Consider the following 14,314-nt stretch of genomic DNA (forward strand, 5'->3'; position numbering starts at 1 on the left):
AGCCGTGCTCTGTGAACCGGCCCACGCCCGTTAAAACCGATAATTTCTTCCTGCTGATCTTTCGTGCGCTGCGCCACCGCCGTGTACCGATTGCTTTGCGTATTGCCAGCCATAACGTGATCCTGGTCGCCTTGGCGCTGGTGATCTACGCCGGCGTCATGGGCCTGCAATTCAAGCAGGCCATGCACGAACAGGCCGACGCACTGGGGCAGGCCCTGACCACACAGACCGCAACCTCGGCGACCGAGCTGCTGGTGTCCAACGACATCCTCAGCCTCAACGTGCTGCTGGGCAATCTGGTCAAGAACCCGCTGGTGGCCCACGCTGCCATCTATAGCGTGGATAACCGCATTCTCGCGGAGGCCGGTCAACGTCCAAAAAACAGCCTGCTGGGTGAAGCCCAGGGTCTTTATGAAATAAAGATCACCTTCCAGGACGTGATGGCCGGTCACCTGCGTATCAGCCTGGACATGACGCAATTCCAGCAGCCCATGACCATCAGCCTGCAAAGCATGGGTATTCTGGCTGGCATCCTGCTCGCGCTGGCGCTGACCCTGAGCCTGCGTCTGGGTCGCCATATCTCCACGCCACTGCTGCAACTGCGGATCTGGCTGCGCGATATCGACCCTTACACACCTGCCACCGACCGCCAGGACGAAATCGGCGATCTGGCGCGTCAACTGCGCTCCTCCTTCGCACCACCGGTTCCAGAGCCTGAAATACCACCGGAACCCGAATACAGCGAAGACGACGATGCGTATCTGGAGCCTGAGGACGAGAAACCTGCGCCTTCATTTTCAGCTCGCGATACCGGCTTCGACGAAACGCCCAAGCCTCGCGTGATCGCGCCTCCCGCGCAACGCCGCTTCGTGGCCGAAGAAGATGAAGAGGACGAGGAAGATCCGTTTGCCGATCTTCGTGACAGCTCCAGCAACGCACCGGCCATTCGCCCTGCTTCGGTACTGTCCACCCCTAGCGAACCCCAACACAGCGCCGTGCTGGCCGTGCAACTGGGCGCTCAGGATCAACTTCGCCGCCTGCCTCGCGCTCGCCTGACCGATCTGCTGCAACGCTATCGTGACTGCCTCGATCAGGCCGCGTCGCTGTATGACAGCGAGCTGCATACCTTGAATGACGGCAGCACGTTGATGCTGTTCCACAGCCAGGAAAGCGGTGAGGACTACCTGACCAATGCGATCTGTTGCGGCGAGTTGCTGCGCGCATTGAGCCACGCCTTGCAGATCGAAGTTGCCGACAGTGGCATCACGCTGCAATTGCAATTGGGCCTGACGCTGGGTGAAGGCCTGTCCGGCCTGAGCCAGATCGATCTGCTGCTGACCGAAACCGCCCAGGACGCACTGGCGCTGTCCCAGCACAGCCGCAACCTGCTGCTGGTGGAACGCAAGATCAACGACGACGCCCTGATCCGCCAGCGCGCCCGCATCCGCCCGATCGCCAGCCCGGAAGGTGCCTGCTGCGTCGAGCGCCTGATGGAGCCTTACCCGTCGATGCTGGAACGCCAGCTGGCACGCATGCATGAGACGCACAAGGCCTGAATGAATTCGCTCCCACTGGGCGCGGTGTAGAATTAATGCCGATCAGTTAAGGCATATATATTCACCTGTGGGAGCGGCCTTGGCCGCGACGACCAACTTACAGGCAACACATTTTCGGTGCCTGAAACCGGGCTGTCGCGGCCAAGGCCCCTCCCACGGATTGTGACTCCAGCCACCCGTTTTTTTTGAAATCAGCCTCTTAACTGATCAGCATTACGGTGTAGTAGCCCACAAAAAAGCCCGCATCGCTGCGGGCTTTTTTGTGGGGTTCAGACTTAGAAGCGAAACACTTCAAGGTCTGTCCGTATTGGTGAAGCCATCGGGATCTTCGGCTTGTCGGGCTCTTTGGCCTTCACAACCGGCGCCTTCTTCGGCTCGTCGACGACTTGCCAGGAAATCGGCTTGACCGCGACGCTGACCTGTTCGGCAAGACGTTGCAGCAGAATACCCTGCGCCCTGACCTGATCGGCAGAGCCACCAGTGTGAACCTCTTCCAGGTGGACCAGGCGGCTGTCGCGAACATTGCCCTTGCGGTCCAGCAAACGCCATTGCGCATCGAGCACGGCAGGTTGCTTGGCACCCGAATCAAGGCGGGTGATCGACAACACGATCTGTACATCCGGCTTGAAATTCGCGACAGCAGGAGCGAGTACGACTCGCTGGCTATCGAGCTTCCAGGCCAGTTGACGCAGAAGAAGCTGGTCAATGTCCGAAGACAGGTTGCCAGCCCAACGGCCATCAGGTGAAGCCGTCAACGTACCGTCAGGTTGACGTTGCAGCAGGGTTTCACGTTGCAGGTAGTCAGCAACTGAAACCGGACCCAGCAAAACAGCAAGCCCCGTGCTCTGTTTTGGCTGGCCCGGGTCACCACTGTCCAGCTGATACAGCGCGGTAGGCTGATGCATACTGCAACCAGCCAACCCCAAAACGCCCGTCATCAACAAGACAAAGGGAAGGCGTAGAAAATTCATCGTCCCATCCAGGTGGCCGCCTCAGGCGGCCACAGTGTAGATACTTATAGGCTCATGCAGGCACTGCGCCACGCCGAGACCCCAAGACACCATATCATCCGTGAATATTCGCCATGACTCCAGCGATTATGCGTCGATCTTCATGGCAAAACGAAGACCGCTGGCTCTAAATGAATATTCCTAGCTGTTTTCCACCAACAGGGCATCCACACGCTGGAAGCCTCTTGGCAGTTTGTTCCCTCGTCGACCACGTTCTCCTTTGTAATGTTCAAGGTCTTCGGCCTTGAGCGACAGAGTGCGCTTGCCAGCCTGAAGCACCAGCGTAGCGCCTTGCGGGATTACCGCCAGATCTGTCACATACTCTTCCCGGCTCGCGACACGCTCGCCTGGAATACCGATGATCTTGTTGCCTTTGCCTTTACCCAACTGAGGCAAGTCGCTGACTCTGAAAACCAGTAATCGGCCTTCAGTGGTCACGGCTGCCAGCCAGTTATGTTCACGATCTGCCACAGGCCGCGGCAGAATGACTTTCGAGCCTGTCGGCAGGCTCAGCAATGCCTTGCCAGCCTTGTTCTTGGCCTGCAAGTCTTCACCTTTTACCACAAAACCGTAACCGGCATCCGACGCGATAACGTACAGCGCTTCATCTTCCGGCAACAGCACGCACTCGAAGGTCGCGCCTGGCGGTGGTTGCAGTTTGCCGGTCAATGGCTCGCCCTGACCACGCGCATTCGGCAAGGTATGGGCTGCCACCGAGTAGCTGCGCCCGGTCGAGTCGATAAAGACGGCAAACTGGTTGGAGCGCCCGATGGCCGAGGTCTTGAAGCCATCGCCTGCTTTATAGGAAAGCCCTGTGGCGTCGACATCATGGCCCTTGGCGCAACGCACCCAGCCTTTTTCGGACAATACGACCGTCACCGGTTCGGTCGGCATCAGTTCGTTTTCGGACAACGCTTTGGCTTCGGCACGCGCAACGATAGGCGAGCGACGGTCATCGCCATAGGTTTCGGCGTCGGCAATCAGCTCGCTACGCACCAGTTTGCGCAGCTTGGACTCGCTGCCCAGCAGGGCCTGAAGCTTGGCCTGCTCCTTGAGCAAGGCATCCTGTTCACTGCGCAGCTTCATCTCTTCCAGACGCGCCAACTGACGCAGACGGGTATCGAGAATGTAGTCAGCCTGGATTTCTGTCAGACCAAAGCGCGCGATCAGCTCTGCACGCGGATGTTCGGCGGTACGGATGATGTGGATAACTTCATCCAGGTTCAGATACGCCGTGAGCAAACCGTCCAACAGGTGCAGGCGATGCTCGACCTTGTCGAGACGGTACTGCAAACGACGGCGAACGGTTGCGATACGGAATACAAGCCACTCGTTGAGCAGTGCTTTCAGGTTCTTGAGCTGTGGCTTGCCGTCCAGGCCGATGATGTTGATGTTCACCCGATAGCTGGACTCAAGCTCGGTCGTGGCGAACAGATGCTGCATCAACTCGTCGAGTTCGACCCGGTTGGAGCGCGGGATAATCACGATGCGGCACGGGTTTTCGTGGTCCGACTCGTCACGCAGGTCTGCGACCATCGGCAACTTCTTGGCCTGCATCTGGGCCGCGATCTGCTCCAGCACCTTGGCGCCCGATACCTGATGCGGCAGCGCGGTGACCACGATGTCGCCATCTTCAACGCGATACACGGCACGCATGCGCACCGAACCGCGACCGGTTTCGTAGATTTTCAGCAGGTCGGCGCGTGGCGTGATGATTTCCGCCTCGGTCGGGTAATCCGGGCCTTTGACGTGCTCACACAGGTCTTCGATGCTGGCCTTGGGGTCATCGAGCAGATGCACGCAGGCACTGGCCACTTCACGCAGGTTATGCGGCGGCACATCAGTGGCCATGCCCACGGCGATACCGGTGGTGCCATTGAGCAGGATATTCGGCAAACGTGCTGGCAAGACAGCAGGTTCATCCAGGGTTCCGTCAAAGTTCGGAACCCAGTCCGCAGTTCCCTGGCCCAGCTCGCTGAGCAGCACTTCGGAATAACGCGACAAACGGGCTTCGGTGTAACGCATGGCCGCGAAAGACTTGGGATCGTCCGGCGCACCCCAGTTACCCTGCCCGTCCACCAGCGTGTAGCGATAGCTGAATGGCTGGGCCATAAGGACCATGGCTTCGTAGCAGGCCGAGTCGCCGTGCGGGTGAAACTTGCCGAGCACGTCGCCCACGGTACGCGCCGACTTCTTGTGCTTGGAGTCAGCACCAAGGCCCAACTCGCTCATGGCGTAGACAATGCGTCGCTGTACAGGCTTGAGGCCGTCACCGATATGCGGCAAGGCACGATCCATGATTACGTACATGGAGTAATTGAGGTAGGCCTGTTCGGTGAAGTCAGCCAGTGATCGGCGTTCTACGCCATCCAGGCTGAGGTCAAGGGAGTCGCTCATGCGGGCCTCATCATTTTGTCGTCTGACGCAGCAGCAAGGTGCCGCCGCGCTGGGTAAATTCGAGTTGTTTCATTGCACTCATGCCAAGCAATATCTGTTCGCCCTCAAGGCCGGGCGCTACAAAGGCACGCACGTTGCGCAGGACGATATCGCCCACTTGCAGGCTGTCGAGCACTGCCCGATAGCCACGGCTTTCGCCATTGGCGGTGCTCACCGTAACCGGTACGCCTCGTGACAGGCTCAGCTTATCGGCCACCTCAGAGGGTATCGCCACATCGGTCGCACCGGTATCGATCATGAACTCCACTGGCCGACCGTTGATCTGCCCGGTACTGACGAAGTGCCCCTGACGATTGGCCAGCAATTGCACTTCTATATAACCCTTGCCGTGTTGCGAAGCGACATGGGTATTGGGGTTCTGTTGCCGGTCTTCCCAGTCGCCGAAAAAGCGCGTGGCCAGAAACAGCCCGGCGCCCCAGGCAAGGAACATCAGGATCTTGCCAGCACGCTTGCCGGGAAGCGGCTGATTCATTGCGTGGCGCTCCAGCCACCAGCCGGCGCTGCAAAGCGCCAGACAATCGGGCGTTTCTCGCCGTCGGCACGGGCGCTGAAGTTATTGTCGATACCGATCCAGGCACCGGTTTCATCCACCACCAAGGCCTCAGTCAAACCATAAGGCTGATCGTAGACACGCTTAGGCAGCAAGGCTTCACTGGCGAAGGACCAGCAGCGCTCGACCTTGGCCGTTTCCAGCGTCCGGCGGCAGATGCGATAGACCGAGCGCTCAAGGGTGTACAGCTTGCCGTTGAACAGTGAAATATCCGAGAAATCCTTTGTGGATAACTTGTCGCCCTTCAACTGCGGTGGAGGGGTGACTTGTCCGGGATCTGCAAGCAACACGCAGCTTTCCTTGCAGCTCCACTTATCCTGCTCACGCCGCACTACTAATAAGCCGCGACTCTCGCGTTCGGCCGCCAGCCAGATCCGGTCACCCGCCGCATTGACGGCAATGCCTTCGAATATTGCATTGAAACGTTGCAGCATGCCTTGAGCGCGAGCCTGATCCACCATCGCTTCTGGCAGATCGAGCCAGACAGGCTCCCCCGTGACAGGCACTTTCAAAACCGTGCCGTGAGCCTCACTGACCAGATAGCGATTACCAGCGGCATCGCAGCTCACGCCTTCAAAGTCCATGCTGCCGCCACGCACTACCGACGACAGGCTGGCCATGGAGCGCAGATTCAAGGGCAAATAGCTGACCGGCTCGGGAACGACCATAGTGTGCGGCTCGGCCACCCAAGTGGTCTTCGAGGTATCGAGACTATAAAGCAGGGTGTCGTCACGATCCGAGACAGTCCACAGCCGCCCATTGCACATCGCCAGCCCTGACAGATTGCCACCAGTCATGCCGTCAACCGGATGCTCGGACACCAGTTTCAGCTCTTCAAAGGGCGCAGCAAAAGCCGGTGCAGTCACCAGCATCAGGGCGGCAAGCCAACTTCTCGTCAAGTCAGGACCTCGGCAAGGTTGCCTTTGGATTCAAGCCAGGTCTTGCGATCGCCAGCGCGTTTCTTGGCCAGCAGCATGTCCATGATTTCAGAGGTCGCGGCGAAGTCATCCAGCGTGAGCTGCACCAGACGCCGGGTGTTCGGGTCCATGGTGGTTTCACGCAGCTGTGGCGGGTTCATCTCACCCAGGCCTTTGAATCGGGTGACCTGTGGCTTGCCACGTTTCTTCTCGGCCACCAGGCGATCCAGAATGCCGTCACGCTCGCTTTCATCCAGGGCATAGAAGATTTCCTTGCCCAGATCGATGCGGTACAGCGGCGGCATGGCGACATACACATGACCCGCATCCACCAGAGGGCGGAAATGCTGGACGAACAGCGCACACAGCAGCGTCGCGATGTGCAGCCCGTCCGAGTCGGCGTCGGCGAGGATGCAGATCTTGCCGTAACGCAACTGGCTGATATCGGCAGCCCCCGGATCGACACCGATGGCAACCGCGATATTGTGGACTTCCTGGCTGGCCAATACTTCGCCACCATCGACTTCCCAGGTGTTGAGGATCTTGCCGCGCAACGGCAGGATCGCCTGGAATTCCTTGTCCCGCGCCTGCTTGGCTGAACCACCTGCGGAATCACCTTCCACCAGGAACAGCTCGGAACGCGCCGGGTCCTGTCCGGCACAGTCGGCCAGTTTGCCGGGCAGCGCAGGCCCTTGAGTGATGCGCTTGCGCTCGACTTTCTTGCTGGCTTTCAGGCGACGACCGGCGTTGTTGATCGCCAGATCCGCCAGTTGCAGGCCCAATTCGGAGTGAGTGTTCAGCCACAGGCTGAAAGCATCCTTCACAACGCCGGAAACAAAGGCTGCCGCCTCACGGGACGACAGACGCTCTTTGGTCTGGCCTGAGAACTGCGGCTCCTGCATCTTCATCGACAGCACGAAGGCAATCCGCTCCCAGACGTCTTCCGGTGCCAGCTTCACGCCACGCGGCAGAAGGTTGCGGAATTCACAGAACTCACGCATCGCGTCCAGCAAGCCCTGGCGCAGTCCATTGACATGGGTACCGCCCTGCGCGGTCGGGATCAGGTTGACGTAGCTTTCCTGAACACTGTCGCCACCCTCGGGCAGCCAGAGCAAAGCCCAGTCCACGGCTTCCTTGTTACCCGCGAAGCTGCCACAGAACGGCTCGTCCGGCAGGCGCAGGAACTCGGTGACCGAATCCTGAAGATAGGAACGCAGGCCGTCTTCGTAATGCCACTCGACCTTTTCGCCAGTGGACTTGTCCTCGAAGCTGACCAGCAGCCCCGGACACAGTACCGCCTTGGCCTTGAGCACGTGCTTGAGGCGGCTGACGGAGAATTTGGGGCTGTCGAAATACTTGGGGTCCGGCGCGAAATATACGCTGGTGCCGGTATTACGCTTGCCAACAGTGCCGACAACGGCCAGTTCCGAGGCCTTGAAACCGTCGGCAAAGGTCATCTCGTACTCATTGCCATCACGCTTGACCCGAACCCGGACCTGAGTCGAAAGCGCGTTGACCACGGAAATCCCGACACCGTGCAGGCCGCCGGAGAACTGATAGTTCTTGTTGGAGAACTTGCCCCCGGCGTGCAGCTTGGTGAGGATCAGTTCAACACCGGACACACCTTCTTCGGGGTGAATGTCCACCGGCATGCCGCGACCGTCGTCGGACACTTCCAGCGAGTTGTCGGCGTGGAGGATCACCTGGACCGATCTGGCATGGCCAGCCAGCGCTTCGTCGACACTGTTGTCGATCACTTCCTGGGCAAGGTGATTCGGCCGCGCGGTGTCGGTGTACATGCCCGGACGCTTGCGAACCGGGTCGAGGCCCGAGAGGACTTCGATGGCGTCTGCGTTATAAGAGCTAGCGCTGGGATTGGCCATGGGTTCTCATCATCAATAATTCATGGATATGCAGGAGCGCGTTTGCTTGCACAACAGCGCGGTGTCTGGGACACAGCGTAATTTCCTGCGATTACAACCCGGATATATCAATTGCCCGCAACAGATCGGGCGCAAATCCGGCAAAACTCAGCAAAGCCGGCATCTGCTCGGCAAAGCCTTGATAACTGTGGTCGCCACCGGCCTGGATACGCAGTGCGCAAGCGCGGTAAAACGCTTCGGCACGACGGTAATCAAGGGTTTCATCACCGGTCTGCAACCATACCTGAATACGCTCAGGGTCCAGTGGAGCGGGTACTTCAAGCTCCGCCAATGCCGTTATATGGTCGCGGGTCAATTCCCAGCTCTCACCGGTATACAGGTTTTGCTGGGTACCGAGGTAGCCATCGAACAACTGGTGCGGATTGACAGCCGGATTGATCAGGACCGCCTTGAGGCCGTGCCGATGCGCCAAATGAGTCGCATAGTAGCCGCCGAGCGAGCTGCCGACCAGCAAAGGCCGCCCAAGCGCCTGGATTGCGGACTCCAGTTGAGCCATGGCCTGACGTGGATGGTGGTGCAGTTCAGGTACAAGCAGTTGCTCACCCACACCCAATGAGCTCATCAGGGCGATCAACAGGCTGGCCTTTTTCGACAGAGCCGAGCTGTTCAGGCCATGAATGTACAGCAATGTTGGTGTGTCGCTGATCAAGCCGTCTCTCCCGAAGCCCGGAACAAAACCACGTAGTTTACAGGGATGTACGACTCAAGGCCTTACTGGAATGCGTCGTTCGACAGCGCTCAATAGCCGGTGCCGCCATAGTCGACTTCGAATTGCATGCCGACAACACGGGAAACGCCGGTTTCGAGCTGCCCGTCATCATGCAGGCGCAGCCAGCGATAGCCCGGCGCGGCGGTATCGAGGGTGAAATCCACACTGCCCGGCGCGAACTGGATACAGGTGGACGGCGAAGCCAGTAGCCTCACCCCGTTACGCTGCTGATCGAATTCCTGATGCACATGCCCCCACAGCACGGCCCGCACCTGGGGAAAACGGTCCAGCACCGCGAACAGTGCGTCGGCATTACGCAAACCGATAGGTGCCATCCAGTCACAGCCGATTGGCACCGGATGATGATGCAGGCAAACCAGATGATGTCGATCCGGCGCCTCGCTCAAGGACTGCTCCAGCAATTGCAATTGCTGCTCCTGCAGGAAACCGGGCACCGAGCCGGGCACCGCCGAATCCAGCAGCGTGACTCGCCAGCGGCCGACATCTACCACAGGTTCCTGAAGGTCACTGTGCTGCGCGGCATGAGCCATTTGCGGCAATTCATCGTGATTACCGGGAAACCAGCGCGCAGGGGCTGCGATCTGTTCGCTGATCTGACGAAACGCCTGATAGGACTCCACGCTGCCGTCCTGGGAAACATCGCCACTGGCAATCACAAGGTCGATGCCTTGCTGCTCGGCCAGTACCAGCTCAACGACCTTTTCCAGACTATCGCGGGTATTCATGCCCAGCAACGTACCGTCCGTTTCAGCAAACAAATGGCTGTCGGACAGTTGCACCACTAAAACTGATGATGATCGGGATGCGCTCGGCAAGGCCGTCTCCTTGAGCGAATTCAGCGCGATTATGAGATGCGGGAAGAGGCAGGTAAATCAGGAAAATGGACCTGGATCACATTTGGCAGAGCAGGCAGGTTTCAGCGTACCGCTTCAAACTCGTGACCACACGCCAGACAGTGGCTCAGCCACTCGCCCAGGAAGAGGTTGAGCTGCGCCTTTTCGTCAGGTTGATGCATGTCGGCATTGGGGTACGGATAAATCCCCCGAAAACGTCGGGCATGCTCGGCACCGATGACTTCGGCCATGCGCGCATCGTGGTAGACCTGGACTTCAAGGCGCGGGACCGGCAGCCAGGGCAGGCTGTGCTCCTGGCGGACTTGCAGGGTTGTGGTGTACGGGCAGTCGAGCAGCACTTCGACAGCAAGGACGCCAAGCATCTGGTCGCCCTGGGTCACCGCCACCCGGCGCGAGCTTTGCTGGTTACGCATGTCGGGAAGCAGACGCATCAAGCGCGCGTAGTTGGCCTCGCACGCCGCCTGTAGCCCGGCAAGATCGACACGGTAGCGCTCGCGCAAAAGATTCACGACCATAACCCCCTTATTTCAGCGCGGTTCAACGCCAGCCATTGCAAGGCAATGATCGTTGCCGCATTCATGATTCGTCCGTCAGCCACGGCTTGTATCGCATCGTCGAACGACCAGACCGTCACGCGGATATCTTCGCCCTCGGACTCAAGCCCGTGCAATCCGCCTGCCCCATGACTGTCGCACTGCCCCATGAACAGATGAACGAATTCGTCACTGCCACCGGGCGAAGGGAAGTACTTGGTTATCGGCCATAACGCGCTGAAGACAAGCCCAGCTTCCTCCTCTGCTTCGCGATGAGCAACTTCTTCCGGCTGTTCATCCTTGTCGATCAATCCGGCCACCAGCTCGATCAGCCAGGGGTTGGTACTCTTTTCAAGTGCGCCCACGCGAAACTGCTCGATCAGCACCACTTCATCACGCCTGGCGTCATAAGGCAGCACGCAGACGGCATCATGACGAACGAACAGTTCGCGGCTGATTTCCTTGCCCAGGCCACCGGCAAACAGCTCGTGGCGCAGGTACAACTTGTCGAGCTTGTAGAACCCCCGGAAGCAGCTTTCGCGCCGGGTGATCTCAAAAGCCGTTGGCGTTGATCGGGTGTTCTGAGGCATAGGTTTCTCGCTTACGACCATCTTTGACTTCGGGCCATCCTAACGCGCATCGACTCCCGGATGCAGCCCCCTTGAAGATGCAGGGTAGACGGCCATGGCCTAAAACACTTCTAATCCGCCAAGTGGCGAACCGAAGACGTTGTTTGCAGTCCAAGCAGCCTGCATGCGAACAACGCAACCGCCTCCATTGATATCGCCAAGGACCAACATGTCGTTATTGAGGATCACTTCACTGGCTTGTCTGGGCCTGATGCTGGCTGCCTGCCAAAGCATTTTCACGCCCAACATGCGCACCCCGCTGCAAGTCCAGCGCGATGCTTCCGAGCTGATAAAGCCAGGTTGCACCACCACCGATTGCCCGCTGGTCAATGTCGACACCGTACACTTTCCCGACGAGCCAAGGCTGGACGCCATTGTCCAGAAGACCTTGCTGCAACTGACCCGCACGGATTCAGGCGCACCGCTGCCGGCCTCGATCAAGGATTATCAGGAACAGTTTCTGAGCCGCGCCACAGGTCGCAACAGCAGCTATCTGCAAGCCAAGGTACGCGAACAGCATGACGGTATCGTGGTGGTCGAGCTGTCGAGTTATCTGGACACCGGCGGTGCCCATGGCAACCCTGGCAGAGCGTTCATCAACTACTCACGCCAGCAGCAGAAAGTCCTGACCCTGGCCGATATGGTAGTTCCAGGCAAGGAAAACGAGTTCTGGGAAAAGGCCGAGCTGGCCCATCAGGCCTGGCTGGTTTCGACCAAGATGAATCAGGACAGTGAGTTCATGCAGACCTGGCCGTTCAAGAGGACGCCCAACATTGCCCTGACGTATGGATCGGTGATTCTGAAATATCCGGTGACCACCATTGCGCCCTACTCCATGGGCCATATCGAGCTGAAGATTCCTTATCCGCAGCTCAATGGGGTTATCAGGCCGGAATTATTTCCTGGCCGCGGCTGAAAATCTGTAGGAGCGACTTCAGTCGCGAAAATTCGCGAATGAATTCGCTCCCACCAGTTGATCAGACTTTCTTGTAAAGCTGGCTGCCTTCCTGCTTGAAACGCTCCGCCTGCTCACGCATTCCTTCTTCCACGGACAGGTCGACCGCCGCGATTTTCTGGTTGGCCGCGTACTCGCGCACTTCCTGAGTGATCTTCATCGAACAGAACTTCGGCCCGCACATGGAGCAGAAGTGTGCAACCTTGGCCGAGTCCTTGGGCAGGGTTTCGTCGTGGTACGAACGAGCGGTGTCCGGGTCCAGGCCGAGGTTGAACTGGTCTTCCCAGCGGAACTCGAAACGCGCCTTGCTCAAGGCATTGTCACGAATCTGCGCGCCCGGATGACCTTTGGCCAGATCCGCCGCGTGGGCCGCAATCTTGTAGGTGATGATCCCGGTCTTCACATCATCCTTGTTCGGCAGCCCCAAGTGTTCCTTGGGCGTCACGTAGCACAACATTGCGCAACCGAACCAGCCGATCATCGCCGCACCGATGCCGGACGTGATGTGGTCATAACCGGGCGCGATATCCGTGGTCAGCGGGCCGAGGGTGTAGAACGGCGCTTCGTCGCAGCACTCAAGCTGCTTGTCCATGTTCTCCTTGATCAGTTGCATAGGCACGTGGCCCGGGCCTTCGATCATGGTCTGGACGTCGTGCTTCCAGGCAATCCTGGTCAGCTCGCCCAAGGTCTCCAGCTCACCGAACTGGGCTTCGTCGTTGGCGTCGGCAATCGAACCGGGGCGCAGGCCATCGCCCAGCGAGAAGCTGACGTCATAGGCCTTCATGATTTCGCAGATTTCCTCGAAATGCGTATAGAGGAAGTTTTCCTTGTGATGCGCCAGACACCACTTGGCCATGATCGAACCACCACGGCTCACGATCCCGGTGACGCGCTTGGCGGTCAAAGGCACGTAGCGCAGCAACACACCGGCATGGATAGTGAAGTAATCGACGCCCTGCTCGGCCTGCTCGATCAGGGTGTCGCGGAACAGTTCCCAGGTCAGGTCTTCGGCCACGCCGTTGACCTTTTCCAGCGCCTGATAGATGGGCACGGTGCCAATCGGGACCGGCGAGTTGCGGATGATCCACTCACGGGTTTCATGGATGTGCTTGCCAGTGGACAGGTCCATGACCGTGTCCGAACCCCAGCGAATGCCCCAGGTCAGCTTGGCCACCTCTTCTTCGATGGAAGAACCCAGCGCGCTGTTACCGATATTGCCGTTGATCTTCACCAGGAAGTTACGGCCGATGATCATCGGCTCCAGTTCGACGTGGTTGATGTTGGCCGGGATGATTGCGCGGCCACGGGCGATTTCTTCACGCACGAATTCAGCGGTGATTTCCTTCGGGATGCTGGCCCCGAAACTGTGGCCGGCGTGCTGTTGTTTCAGCAGCCCCGCAGCGCGAGCTTCCTGAAGCTTCATGTTCTCGCGGATGGCGACGTATTCCATCTCGGCGGTGATTATCCCCTGACGCGCATAGTGCATCTGGCTGACATTGGCGCCCGCCTTTGCACGACGCGGATTGCGCACGTGGGCAAAGCGCAGGGCTGTCAGCTCGGGATCGTCCAGACGTTGCTGGCCGAAGTGGGAACTCAGGCCGGCCAGGCGCTCGGTATCGTTGCGCGAGTCGATCCAGGCCGAACGCACGTCGGCCAGGCCCTGGCGCACGTCGATGACCACGTTGGGGTCGGTGTAGGGGCCTGAGGTGTCGTAAACCGTGACCGGCGCGTTGATTTCGCCGCCGAAGTCCGTGGGTGTCACATCAAGGGTGATCTCGCGCATCGGCACGCGGATATCGGGGCGAGATCCCTGGACATAGACTTTCTGCGAGCGGGTAAAAGGTTGTACCGATCCAGAATCGACCTGGGCGGACTCACTCAAGTGGGGGGCGTTTTTTGCTTTTGTACTCATCACGGCTCTCCAGACGGTTTTATTGTCGGAGTAACCTGATAAACGGACGGACGCACCCTGACAGGTGCTGAGTATCGACGGGCGTGTTACTGTTCATTTTTTGAACAGCCGACCCCGGACGACACTCAAGAGGACTCGCCGGGAGACGAGAAATCTTGTTCCCTACGCAGGCGCTAACCTGATCAGGTTCAACGGGATCCGGTTTAACCGATCTCAGCCTCACAGCAAGGCACCCCGACAAGAACGTCGCAAGTCTATGATGGTCGGC

General features: G+C 58.9%; 12 protein-coding genes and 1 riboswitch. Of the genes, 2 read left to right on the forward strand and 10 right to left on the reverse strand.

Annotated features, from left to right (window positions below):
* The first annotated feature begins 11 nt into the window (after positions 1–11).
* Positions 12–1,556, forward strand: coding sequence for a histidine kinase (locus JL015_RS08920; protein WP_201018201.1), 1,545 nt, complete (start codon positions 12–14; stop codon positions 1,554–1,556).
* A gap of 275 nt (positions 1,557–1,831) precedes the next feature.
* Here the strand turns inward: JL015_RS08920 and JL015_RS08925 are convergent, their stop codons facing one another.
* The 9 genes from JL015_RS08925 to JL015_RS08965 all read right to left on the reverse strand — a co-directional run bounded on the left by JL015_RS08925 (position 1,832) and on the right by JL015_RS08965 (position 11,140).
* On the reverse strand, positions 1,832–2,527 hold the full coding sequence (locus JL015_RS08925; RefSeq protein WP_201018202.1) for a PqiC family protein: 696 nt from the start codon (positions 2,525–2,527) through the stop codon (positions 1,832–1,834).
* 180 nt (positions 2,528–2,707) lie between these two features.
* Positions 2,708–4,963 (reverse strand): DNA topoisomerase IV subunit A, encoded by a 2,256-nt coding sequence (gene parC, locus JL015_RS08930; protein WP_201001747.1) that lies wholly within the window; start codon positions 4,961–4,963, stop codon positions 2,708–2,710.
* Positions 4,964–4,973: 10 nt separating this feature from the next.
* On the reverse strand, positions 4,974–5,495 hold the full coding sequence (locus JL015_RS08935; protein WP_201018203.1) for a retropepsin-like aspartic protease family protein: 522 nt from the start codon (positions 5,493–5,495) through the stop codon (positions 4,974–4,976).
* Positions 5,492–6,472 (reverse strand): esterase-like activity of phytase family protein, encoded by a 981-nt coding sequence (locus tag JL015_RS08940; RefSeq protein ID WP_201018204.1) that lies wholly within the window; start codon positions 6,470–6,472, stop codon positions 5,492–5,494. Before JL015_RS08940 ends, JL015_RS08935 begins: the two co-directional genes overlap by 4 nt.
* Positions 6,469–8,373, reverse strand: a complete 1,905-nt coding sequence (parE, locus tag JL015_RS08945; protein ID WP_025258276.1) for a DNA topoisomerase IV subunit B — start codon at positions 8,371–8,373, stop codon at positions 6,469–6,471. The genes JL015_RS08940 and parE overlap by 4 nt, the downstream gene beginning before the upstream one ends.
* A gap of 91 nt (positions 8,374–8,464) precedes the next feature.
* Entirely contained in the window at positions 8,465–9,082 is a 618-nt protein-coding gene (locus JL015_RS08950) for a YqiA/YcfP family alpha/beta fold hydrolase (RefSeq protein ID WP_201018205.1), read from the reverse strand.
* 89 nt (positions 9,083–9,171) lie between these two features.
* Positions 9,172–9,978 carry a 3',5'-cyclic-AMP phosphodiesterase gene (gene cpdA / locus JL015_RS08955; RefSeq protein ID WP_201018206.1) on the reverse strand — a complete coding sequence of 269 codons (807 nt, stop codon included), beginning with the start codon at positions 9,976–9,978 and terminating at the stop codon, positions 9,172–9,174.
* A gap of 101 nt (positions 9,979–10,079) precedes the next feature.
* Positions 10,080–10,532 carry a DUF1249 domain-containing protein gene (locus tag JL015_RS08960; RefSeq protein WP_201018207.1) on the reverse strand — a complete coding sequence of 151 codons (453 nt, stop codon included), beginning with the start codon at positions 10,530–10,532 and terminating at the stop codon, positions 10,080–10,082.
* Complete coding sequence (locus JL015_RS08965) at positions 10,523–11,140, reverse strand: NUDIX domain-containing protein (protein ID WP_201018208.1); 618 nt, start codon at positions 11,138–11,140, stop codon at positions 10,523–10,525. The genes JL015_RS08960 and JL015_RS08965 overlap by 10 nt, the downstream gene beginning before the upstream one ends.
* 208 nt (positions 11,141–11,348) lie before the next feature.
* Between JL015_RS08965 and JL015_RS08970 the strand changes: the two genes are divergently transcribed.
* Positions 11,349–12,095, forward strand: a complete 747-nt coding sequence (locus tag JL015_RS08970) for an RsiV family protein (RefSeq protein WP_201018209.1) — start codon at positions 11,349–11,351, stop codon at positions 12,093–12,095.
* A 61-nt stretch (positions 12,096–12,156) separates the two neighbouring features.
* On the opposite strand, the gene thiC is transcribed toward JL015_RS08970, so the two are convergent.
* Positions 12,157–14,046, reverse strand: coding sequence for a phosphomethylpyrimidine synthase ThiC (thiC, locus tag JL015_RS08975; RefSeq protein WP_201018210.1), 1,890 nt, complete (start codon positions 14,044–14,046; stop codon positions 12,157–12,159).
* A 142-nt stretch (positions 14,047–14,188) separates the two neighbouring features.
* A riboswitch (TPP riboswitch) is annotated at positions 14,189–14,293 on the reverse strand.
* Between the last annotated feature and the right edge of the window lie 21 nt (positions 14,294–14,314).

Origin of the sequence: Pseudomonas cichorii, from assembly GCF_015471405.1 — a bacterium.
Classification (GTDB): Bacteria; Pseudomonadota; Gammaproteobacteria; order Pseudomonadales; family Pseudomonadaceae; genus Aquipseudomonas; species Aquipseudomonas serbiensis.

Coding starts and splice junctions, on each gene's coding strand:
- JL015_RS08935 (WP_201018203.1), bottom strand. CDS start 5,495: ATGAATCAGCCGCTTCCCGGCAAGCGTGCTGGCAAGATCCTGATGTTC.
- parE (WP_025258276.1), bottom strand. CDS start 8,373: ATGGCCAATCCCAGCGCTAGCTCTTATAACGCAGACGCCATCGAAGTC.
- JL015_RS08970 (WP_201018209.1), top strand. CDS start 11,349: ATGTCGTTATTGAGGATCACTTCACTGGCTTGTCTGGGCCTGATGCTG.
- JL015_RS08925 (WP_201018202.1), bottom strand. CDS start 2,527: ATGAATTTTCTACGCCTTCCCTTTGTCTTGTTGATGACGGGCGTTTTG.
- thiC (WP_201018210.1), bottom strand. CDS start 14,046: ATGAGTACAAAAGCAAAAAACGCCCCCCACTTGAGTGAGTCCGCCCAG.
- parC (WP_201001747.1), bottom strand. CDS start 4,963: ATGAGCGACTCCCTTGACCTCAGCCTGGATGGCGTAGAACGCCGATCA.
- JL015_RS08960 (WP_201018207.1), bottom strand. CDS start 10,532: ATGGTCGTGAATCTTTTGCGCGAGCGCTACCGTGTCGATCTTGCCGGG.
- JL015_RS08965 (WP_201018208.1), bottom strand. CDS start 11,140: ATGCCTCAGAACACCCGATCAACGCCAACGGCTTTTGAGATCACCCGG.